The organism is uncultured Anaerovibrio sp. (genome assembly GCF_947302755.1).
In the GTDB taxonomy this organism is placed as follows: Bacteria; Bacillota; Negativicutes; order Selenomonadales; family Selenomonadaceae; genus Anaerovibrio.
On record NZ_CAMYWM010000014.1, the window covers coordinates 24,502 to 34,230 of the forward strand.

8 protein-coding genes and 1 riboswitch are annotated in these 9,729 nt (G+C 45.5%); of the genes, 1 reads left to right on the forward strand and 7 read right to left on the reverse strand.

The features are described 5' to 3' along the window. Positions 1-133: 133 nt before the first annotated feature. Complete coding sequence (gene metK, locus Q0Y54_RS02840) at positions 134-1,321, reverse strand: methionine adenosyltransferase (RefSeq protein ID WP_297964078.1); 1,188 nt, start codon at positions 1,319-1,321, stop codon at positions 134-136. Between the two features lie 205 nt (positions 1,322-1,526). Continuing rightward, positions 1,527-1,637: riboswitch (SAM riboswitch) on the reverse strand. Between the two features lie 166 nt (positions 1,638-1,803). On the opposite strand from metK, the gene Q0Y54_RS02845 reads away from it, so the two are divergent. Next, positions 1,804-2,295, forward strand: coding sequence for a hypothetical protein (locus Q0Y54_RS02845; RefSeq protein ID WP_297964080.1), 492 nt, complete (start codon positions 1,804-1,806; stop codon positions 2,293-2,295). 102 nt (positions 2,296-2,397) lie between these two features. On the opposite strand, the gene Q0Y54_RS02850 is transcribed toward Q0Y54_RS02845, so the two are convergent. The 6 genes from Q0Y54_RS02850 to Q0Y54_RS02875 all read right to left on the reverse strand — a co-directional run. Further along, a complete protein-coding gene (locus tag Q0Y54_RS02850) occupies positions 2,398-4,266 on the reverse strand; it encodes a condensation domain-containing protein (protein WP_297964082.1) in 1,869 nt (622 codons plus the stop codon). A 23-nt stretch (positions 4,267-4,289) separates the two neighbouring features. Next, a complete protein-coding gene (locus Q0Y54_RS02855) occupies positions 4,290-6,398 on the reverse strand; it encodes a SpoIIE family protein phosphatase (RefSeq protein WP_297964084.1) in 2,109 nt (702 codons plus the stop codon). A gap of 149 nt (positions 6,399-6,547) precedes the next feature. After that, complete coding sequence (locus tag Q0Y54_RS02860; protein ID WP_297964086.1) at positions 6,548-6,847, reverse strand: STAS domain-containing protein; 300 nt, start codon at positions 6,845-6,847, stop codon at positions 6,548-6,550. Between the two features lie 56 nt (positions 6,848-6,903). Next, positions 6,904-7,326, reverse strand: a complete 423-nt coding sequence (locus Q0Y54_RS02865; protein ID WP_297964088.1) for an ATP-binding protein — start codon at positions 7,324-7,326, stop codon at positions 6,904-6,906. 35 nt (positions 7,327-7,361) lie between these two features. Further along, positions 7,362-8,531 (reverse strand): MalY/PatB family protein, encoded by a 1,170-nt coding sequence (locus Q0Y54_RS02870; protein ID WP_297964090.1) that lies wholly within the window; start codon positions 8,529-8,531, stop codon positions 7,362-7,364. Continuing rightward, positions 8,528-9,729 (reverse strand): MATE family efflux transporter (locus Q0Y54_RS02875; RefSeq protein WP_297964092.1); only part of this gene is annotated, 1,202 nt, incomplete at its 5' end. The genes Q0Y54_RS02870 and Q0Y54_RS02875, both read right to left, overlap by 4 nt.

The following is a 9,729-nucleotide window of genomic DNA, read 5'->3' on the forward strand; positions in this document are numbered from 1 at the left end:
TTTCAGCATACTAATATTATTATAGTCGCTATCGGTTGTCAATTATTTTTTTGTACACAAATCAATTGCCAGCCCATGAAAAATGAGGCACAAATCCTTGTGCCTCAACTATCATATTTAATATTCAGATGTATCAGATACCGGCCTGGGACTTAAGGGCAGCTGCCTTATCCGTATGCTCCCAAGGAAGGTCAATATCCGTACGGCCAAAGTGACCATAGGCCGCCGTCTGGGCGTAAATCGGCCGACGAAGGTCCAGCATCTTGATAATACCGGCCGGACGCAAATCAAAGTTCTTCTGTACCAGCTCTTCCAGGGTACGGTCATCAACCTTGCCGGTACCAAAGGTATCTACCATTATAGATACAGGCTTGGCTACACCGATAGCATAGGCCAGCTGAACCTCAGCCCGCTCAGCCAGACCGGCGGCCACGATATTCTTGGCAACATAACGGGCTGCATAGGCACCGGAACGATCCACCTTTGTTGGATCCTTGCCGGAAAAGGCACCGCCGCCATGACGGGCCATACCGCCATAGGTATCAACGATAATCTTTCTGCCGGTAAGACCACAGTCCCCCTGAGGGCCACCAATAACGAATTTACCAGTTGGATTAATGAAATACTTGGTAGCATCGCTGAGAAGCTCTGCCGGAATAACCGGCTTTACAACATGCTCAATAAGATCCCTGCGAATCTGCTCCAGGCTTACCTTCTCATCATGCTGGGTAGATATAACGATGGTATCAATGGCTACCGGCTTGCCATTTTCGTAGGCAACAGTAACCTGGGTCTTTCCATCCGGGCGGAGATACGGCAGGGTACCATTTTTTCTGACCTCAGTCAAACGACGGGACAGGCGATGGGCCAGGGCAATAGGTGTAGGCATGAACTCAGGTGTTTCATTGCAGGCAAAGCCGAACATCATTCCCTGGTCGCCGGCACCGGTGGCCTCCTCCTCACTCATATCTCCCTCACGGGCCTCCAAAGCCTTGTCTACTCCCTGGGCAATGTCCGGAGACTGCTCATCCAGGGAAATGAGGATGCCGCAGGTATCAGCATCAAAGCCATATTTGGCCCGGGTATAGCCAATTTTACGGATAGTATCACGAACGATTTTGGAAATATCAACGTAGCATTGGGTGGAAATCTCACCGGCAATATGGGCCTGACCGGTGGTTACCATGGTCTCACAGGCAACACGGCCCATAGGATCCTGCTCAAGAATAGCATCAAGAATGCTATCGGAAATCTGGTCTGCAATTTTGTCAGGATGACCCTCGGTTACGGACTCAGAAGTAAACAATAAACGTTTAGCCATTAAAACGCCTCCTCAAAAAACATTTTGCTGAAATATGAAAACACCCTAATTTATGTCAAATGAAATATCATAACAAGCTGAACGAAAGCATACTGTGTTCATCAGCCATCTGAAGGAAGGCTGTTGCTCCGCTTCGCCCTTCACGCCTGATTTGTTAAGATTAAGTAATAAAAAAACCCTCTTCAAAGAGAGAGCTCATAAAAATCTCTCATCTTAAGGCTCACAGCCTTCAGGAATTAGCACCGTTTTGATATAGGACATATCAATGGTTGCCGCAGCTTCACCGGGCCAGTCCCTCCACTGCTCTTGATGAGTTCATATTCAGTTTACTCGTTTATGATATTCTATACCAGGGCAAAAGTCAAGGTATTTTAACATCACCCAATAAAAATACTGCAATGGATTTTTTTTTTGGGGGGAAGAAAAGTTTGAGCAAATGCGTTATAATGTATAGGGAGAAATGGATAAGAAGGAGTCGTGTAATGGAAATTGTAAACGCTTTTGCCGTATTCTGGATTTTATTTAACGGCTATACATTGTATAAAGTGCTTATAAGCAACAGTGAGGAGGAACGGGAGGACATTCACGATGAGCTGGTGGATATGTGTCGTACCATGACACCCTCTGCTGTTGGTAAAACCATGATTACCCTGTTTTTGGCTGTCATGGTACTGGATATAATCGGCTTTTATTTCACCTACACCTATGCTTATAACCTGGATGAGCACTTTTATACCAGAATTCTTCTGTTTTTGGCCTTTATTTTGGTATTTTTCATTGATCAGGTCCTTTCCTTCAGACAGACCATGAAGATTGCCGCTGCTCTTCAAATTCCCAATATCCGTGATGACGTGTTAAAACGTTTTATGCGAATGACTGAGCATGACATGGATTTTATCAATACTATTTCTGCCGTGGCAAAATTCGTGGCTGCCCTGCAGCTGGTGTTATATACCATTCTCACCAAGGTTTAGGGCTGAATATTGCATACAAACAGGCTGTGACAAGTCAGGTAATTCATTAACCTGATTTATCACAGCCTTTTTTAATCCCGGTGGCAAAGCAACCAGACAGAGCTAGGACTGAATCCACAGTCTTTGATATTTTTCCAGCTGCCGCAGGGTATACATAATAATATTATTGGCCAAAATAGGTGATTTATACAATATGGCATTTAATTGGATAACCGGAATGGTCATTAGGGTAGCCTGCTCCGTAAGGACCTCTACCGACAAATGTATTTTATGATTAGGCAATAGGGACACTTCATTCACCCAGCTGTTATCCTTTAAGATATCCATAGTATTATACCAGCCATCACCTGTCTCGATACTGCGGGCCACCTTGCCCCGAAGAACAAATATCAGCTGATGTTCAATTTCATCATCAGAAATACGGTCACCCTCAAATTTGGTAACAATCTTGGTAATGCCACGGAACAGCTGGATAACACCTGTACCACATTCCTGGAACAGGGTAAGCTTGGACAGACCATCCTGAGCCACAGCCCAGCTGTCCTCCACTGCAGGCTGAACCGCCGTACGCCTGGACTGCCATTGACCTTCCAGCCTGGCCATAAACAGCTGGCACTTATCCTCCCAATCGTTCAGCATTCGCTGCAAAATCAAAAAATAGTAGTCAACCAATAGCTGTATATCATTTTGTGCGATTAGGGCACCATTATATTTAAATGATATAATCTCCTGATTATTTTCATGACGGAAAAAAATACCAAGCTTTACATTTCGCACATCGGAGGTTCGCTGAACGACAACGGTTCCCCCAGGGCTTCCTTCAGTCTCCACATAGGATTTGTCCTCGGCCAGATAATCACTGAAATTTAAAAAATGATCATAAAGCTCATCATGCTTACCGATAACCCCGGCAATATCCTCCCGGGCCAAGGAAGCATAGGGCTGGGAAACCACGAACTGCTTAAAGGCACCCATTATCACCTCGCGGAGGGTAAGCTCCTTGTTATCCCTCAGCCTTACCGGAACCAGGCACTGGGTACCGGACACATATTTGCCCCGTTCCCGGCGTGGTACCATTAAGCAATAGCTCACATCATTACTGCCATTGCCCTGCTGAAGCAAAATGCCCCAGGCTGTCTGCAATATGGACAACAGCAGCAGCTTATTGGACTCCACCTTGCTGCGCAGGTCCGAAACCACTGACCGCGGGAGATAAGCCACATAGTTTGCCTCCTTATACGCAGCCTCCTTTCGCCCGCATTCCTGAATATAAGGAATTTTCGGCGGGGTTGGCAGGCTATTCAGCATTTTACTCCAATAATCCCTTATTGGTGCACTTATGGAGCTTGGCTTATGGGTATGTGCTATAGGATTAGCTTCACTGCTATCCGGCAAATCCATGGACGCCCGGAAAATTTGCTTCACATCAAAATTATTGATTATTGCTTCCAGGGCAGTAACCACCACAGCATATTCATCCTTACCGGTATGATATACGGCCAGGCGAAGCAGATTATCCCGTCGCAAGGAAAAGCCGTGACGCAATGCTGCCTCCATATTTTTCCTCAGCTCGGCATCCAATTCATCCCGATCAACCATCTGCAAATTATGAAAGGAAATTTCCGGCGACTGTTCCCGCTTTTTTAACACAACGGCAATAATCTTATTATCTACATATACATAATTTGTCCGAAGAATATCTTCAGTCTCAACAGCCCTGTTAACCGCCCGTATAAATTTGGTTGGCAGCACCCTGCCCTTCACCTTGTAGAGAAGCTGAAGTACAGTTCCCGACAAATGAATGGAATTGTCATCTACGCTTAAAACACCCTTTTCGTTATTAAAAAGCTCCCTGACATACAAAATTTTATGTAAAGCGTATCCATGCAGCTGATTTAACTGATTGCCGTAAATCTCTGTCAATCTGGTTCGGTCAGCATGGGACAACTCATAAAAGTCCTTTTTCTCCATCCCGGCATTCACTTCCTCCCGTATTATCGGCCAGTGGCTGCACCATAATACAACAACGTCAACAATGTAATATCATCGGATTGGTCAGCTTCACCCACAAAGCCATCCAACTCATTTTTCAGACAATTCAGCAGGTCCCTGGTACTATTTTTTTCAACATCAATACTATTCAGCTTATCCAGCAATCTTTCCTCACCGAACAGCTCCTTCTGCTCATTCAGGGCCTCGGTTACACCGTCAGTATACAGCAGCAGCCGATCCCCTGGGAACAAAGTCATCTCCTGCCCCTTGTATCCCATATCCTCCATACCGCCTAAAACAAAATTCCGATCAACCTGCATATAGGAAAAATGATTTTCCTTCTTACGGTAAATCAACGGTGGATTATGACCGGCATTAACATAGCTGAACCGGCCGGTTTTCAGATCAAGCATACCGATGAAGGCGGTAACAAACATCATGGCATCATTATTTTGACATAACTGATTATTGGTCCGTTCCATAACCATGGACAAATGATCAACATCCTCCATGGCCATGGTAGAGTTTTTCAACAGGGTTTTGGCCACCACCATGAACAGAGCCGCCGGAACCCCCTTACCGGACACATCGGCAATAGTTATCATCAAATGCTCGTCATCAAACAGGTAAAAATCGTAGAAATCACCGCCCACCTCTTTGGCCGCATGCATGACAGCATAGATATCAAACTCAGAATGCTCCGGGGCAAAGGGAAATATATGGGGCAGCATGCTTTCCTGAATATTGGTAGCTACCGCCAGCTCCGTGGCAATATGCTCCTTTTCCATGGTAACCTGGGTGATGTGCTCCATGTACTTTTGCAGTTCATCAGTCATATTGTTGAAGGAATTGGCCAAAGTCTCCAGTTCATCCCCAGTTGATAGGAAAATCTTTTTCTCCAGATTACCATCGGCAATTTCCTGTACACCGCTGGTTAAATTTTTTATTGGCTTTACAAAATTATCGGTAAGCCATGAGCTGAGGTTAAACAATATTACCAAAGCCAGCAATATGCAGAGTATGGCAACAAACACCAGCTTTAACACACGTCCGTTCAAGGTCGTCTGAAAATATTTAACCCGATCAACAATACTATGCCGGGCTATAGTAACAGGATTCATAACCTCATCCTTGGCAATCAGCGTGCCAAAGCTCCAATGCAGCTTGTCCATAGGTGCATAGGCCAAAAAATATACGTACCCATCTATATCCACAATTTCCCAGCCCTTTTCACCGGCAAGCATTTTATTGGCCACCCTGGCCAGGTTTTCATTATCCATTTTTCTTAAATCCGTGCTGTTTACGTCGGATATATCCCCCTCGTGGCTGGTGGACAGCATTATCTTGCCCCTGTCCCCCAGTACAAAGCTGATGGCTGATTCACCTACCAGAGAATCCGCCATTATATCCGAAATGGATTTTACAGAACAGGCAACGGCTACTACTCCGGCAAAGCCCTGTTCATCCTCAAAGGGAGCAGAACAGGTGAAGCTGGGATACCCGTCAGCACCTACATAAATATCATTAAAGGTAATGGCATCACGCCGCTGAGTATTTTTATACCAGCCCCGTTCCGTGGGCTCATAGGTGTTCAGGAACTCATCAGTCATATTTATATATTCATTGCCTGGTGAGTTATCAGCAGCAATAATATAGCCATATTTTGAACCCACAAACAGGGAGGATTCATACTGACTGTATTGCTGGGCCATAAGTCCAAGATAGTCCTTCACATTGGACATCAGTCTTATTTCATGCTGCAGCTCAGGTGACAGGCCGGCAGCCTGTAATTTGGCCCCCTTATGCAGATACACCTCGCCGGACTTTATGGGCTGAAGCCGTGGATCAGGCAGGGAACGCTCTGTATAATACTGTGGATTTTTTATTATGTTTTCCACTCCCGACGCCAAATAATTGGTGTCATTGGTAATACTCCAAAGTTCCGTCTCTATGGCCCTGGCCCTGGTTTGGGCCACATCGGTTAAGCGTTCCGATATCTGTTGACTGGTTACCTGCTCAATGTAGCTGGCGGAGGCATCGCTAAGCTGGTTGCTTTGAGTCTTTATGTAAAAATTCATGGTAACCAACCCATAACCCACCAACAAGCTCATTATAAGAACTACTATCAGGCTGCTTAACAAAATAAGCCTGAATATTCTGGTGCGAATACTACCCTTTTGCAAAAACCACAAAGAATATAGCTTTTCCCTCATAAAATTCACCCATAATTTTAGTGTTTTAACACCGTATCACGACGCCATCAATCAACTATATCCAGGAAGTTGGAAAATCCGGTCATTTCCAGCACATCCATAACATCCTCATTAACATGGTAAATTTTCATAACTCCCTGTTTATTCATGCGCTTCTGGGCCACCAGCAGAACTCTTAAGCCGGCTGATGCCACAAAATCCAGTCCAATAAAATCAAAATTCAATTCGGTAATGCCATTGAGATCACTTTGCAGCACCTTATCCAAATCCCCGGCGGTCACTGCATCAAGACGACCAACCAATGCCAAATTTAAAGTAGTTCCGTTTACAGTCTTGTTGATTTCCATTTAAAATTACTCCCTTCAATATGTACAAATATTTTTAATTGCTGATTATCTGCTATTTAGATATTTTTTATAATCGTAAGAATGTTTTGTCCATCCTCATGCTGATAAAAAATATCATCCACATTGTTCTTTACCAAATAAATGCCCAAGCCGCCAATAGGTCTGTCCTCCAGCCCCAAGGTGACATCAGGATCAGGCTTCTCCAATGGATTATAGGGTGTACCCTTGTCCACAAACTTCAATCTGATTTTTGCGGCATTATCCTCCAGGCACCCCTCTATGGTAACCTGTCCCACCTCATCACCATAAGCATAATTGGCTATGTTGGAAAAAATTTCTTCTACCACCAGCTCCAGCTGCATCATAACCTTCGGCGAACAATCCTTTTCCGCCAATAAGCTTTCCACAAAGGAATTCACCATGCCCAGATTTTCCAATGCCGCGTTGATGACGATTTTTCTGTTTTCTGCTGAATCCATAAAACCCCTCCGGAAGCACCAATAATGACACTCACTTACTTTGATTTAATATACGCCTTTATACTTCCTTCCAATCTTGCCAGTCCATCCATCAGCACCGACTTGGGACAGGCAATATTCATCCGCAAAAATTGCCGCCCTACAGTACCATATTCTACTCCCTCTGACAAATAAAGGCCACTATCATTTCTAATAAATTCCATGAGTTCCACTGAATTTTCACAAAAACCGGAACAGTCCAGCCACAGAAGATAGGTTGCCTCAGATGGCACCAGATAAATTTCCGGCAGCTTATCCTTTATATACTCCTGACATATTTTTTTATTTTCATATATGTAATCACGAAGCTGGTCCAGCCATTCCGCGCCCTGACCAAAGGCGGCTATCGTGGCCTCCATGGCAATAATATTGGGCTCTGCCACTTCATCCGTATTTAGCTGACGCCACATTCTATGCCGCAAAAAATCGTTTGGAACCATTACCGCCGCTGAATTTACCCCGGCCATGTTAAAGGTCTTGGTAGGTGCCACACAGGTTATACTTATATCCCTGCAGGTATCGGATACAGAGGCAAAGGGAATATATTCCCTTCCCGGATCCGTGATATCACAATGGATTTCGTCCGCTATCACTGTAACATTATACTTGGCACAAAGCTCTCCCACCTTAAACAGCTCATAGCTGCTCCACAAATGACCGGATGGATTTTGGGGATTACAGAGAAGCATGAGACTCACCTGAGGATCTGATAAATCCTGGTCCAGCCGTTCAAAATCCATGGAATAATTGTTACCATCGTATTTCAATGGACTCTCCAGTACCACCCGTCCATTATTGACAATGGAATTAAAGAAATTATTATATACCGGGGTCTGGATAAGCACCTTTTCCGCAGGAGTGGTCAGCTTGCGGACCGCCGAGGATATAGCGGGAAGTACTCCAGTGGTAAATATCAGCCATTCTGGCTCAATGATAAAATTGTGCCGCTGACGCCACCAATTTACATATGCTTCACTCCAGGCCTCTGGTATAACAGAATATCCCAATGCGCCGACCTGCAGCTTGGCCTGAATTGCCTCCATAATAGGCTGTGCCACAGGAAAATCCATATCCGCCACCCACATGGGCAGCTCATGTTCCTTCACATCCCATTTTAACGAATTAGTTCCACGGCGATTAATAACCTTATCAAAATCGTATTTCACTCCATTGCCCCCCTTTTATCCCACTTTTGTTTATATATCCTGATGAGGAACAGCAAGCCCCTCATATAAATCTCCAGGCACATGGCGGTCCATACCCCACGCAATCCATAAAGGTCCACCAGATACAAGGCTAAGGGCATGCGGATTCCCCACATGCTAAGGAGATTCATTACGCTGGAAAAAACCGTATCCCTGGCACCGCGCAATGCTCCGGCCCCCACAATTGAGGCGGCAAACAGCCACTCAGCCAACAGCTGAATACGCAGCACCTCGGTGCCCAGCTCCTGTACATTAACGTTTAGCGTCAGAAAAGCAAAAACCGCCGGAGCAATGATATACATAACAGCCCCCAGAATTCCCATAGTCACCATACCGGTTCCCAGGGAAAACCAGGCAAAGCCCCTGGCAAAGTCCGGCTTGTTTGCCCCTATGCTTTGTCCCACCAGGGTTGTGGCCGCTATGGCAATACCGGCACCAGGCATATAACAAAAGGCCTCAGCCGTTATGGCAAAGGAGTTGGCCGCTATAGCCACCGTGCCCAATGGAGAAACTATGAGCATCATAGCGATCATTGCCCCGGTGAGAACCCCCTGCTCCAAAGCAATAGGACCGCTTATCTTCAAGGCATCCACCAAACAGCTTCTGGTAAATTTCCACTTCATCCCCGCCTTCTGACGGGTATATTTTCTTCTGAGTACCGCCAGGTACAGCAGAATAGAGCCGGTTATTCCCTCGGCAGCTACAGTGCCCAGGGCCGCCCCCTTTATCCCGAAATCAAGACCAGGCCACCATATATCATAGCCCAAAACAGAAGCATAGGCCGCCGGAAAAATAAACAAAGCGTTAAAGCCAATATCCAGCACGCACATTATACTATTGAAGAAGCTGGCGGATTTCATACTGCCGCTGCTCTGCAGCATGGCCGTGGCCAAAATCCGCAGCATAACTACGGGCATGCCAAGCATATATACCAAAAAATAATCATAGGCCCCCAAATAGATCTCCGGTGTGGCCCCCAGCCACCCCGGCAAATAGGGACTTATAACCACTCCTATGGCACTTACCAGCAAGGCAAACACCGTAACACATATCATTCCCTGTCTGAAGGTATCCCGGGAATGCTGCAATTTTTTACCGCCAATAAACTGGGCCACCTGAACAGAAAACCCTTGAACGGCAGCATATCCTATACCATATA

Excerpts from the sequence above, each read along its gene's own strand:
- metK (WP_297964078.1), bottom strand. The coding sequence starts at position 1,321 with ATGGCTAAACGTTTATTGTTTACTTCTGAGTCCGTAACCGAGGGTCAT.
- Q0Y54_RS02845 (WP_297964080.1), top strand. The coding sequence starts at position 1,804 with ATGGAAATTGTAAACGCTTTTGCCGTATTCTGGATTTTATTTAACGGC.
- Q0Y54_RS02850 (WP_297964082.1), bottom strand. The coding sequence starts at position 4,266 with ATGGAGAAAAAGGACTTTTATGAGTTGTCCCATGCTGACCGAACCAGA.
- Q0Y54_RS02855 (WP_297964084.1), bottom strand. The coding sequence starts at position 6,398 with ATGAGCTTGTTGGTGGGTTATGGGTTGGTTACCATGAATTTTTACATA.
- Q0Y54_RS02860 (WP_297964086.1), bottom strand. The coding sequence starts at position 6,847 with ATGGAAATCAACAAGACTGTAAACGGAACTACTTTAAATTTGGCATTG.
- Q0Y54_RS02865 (WP_297964088.1), bottom strand. The coding sequence starts at position 7,326 with ATGGATTCAGCAGAAAACAGAAAAATCGTCATCAACGCGGCATTGGAA.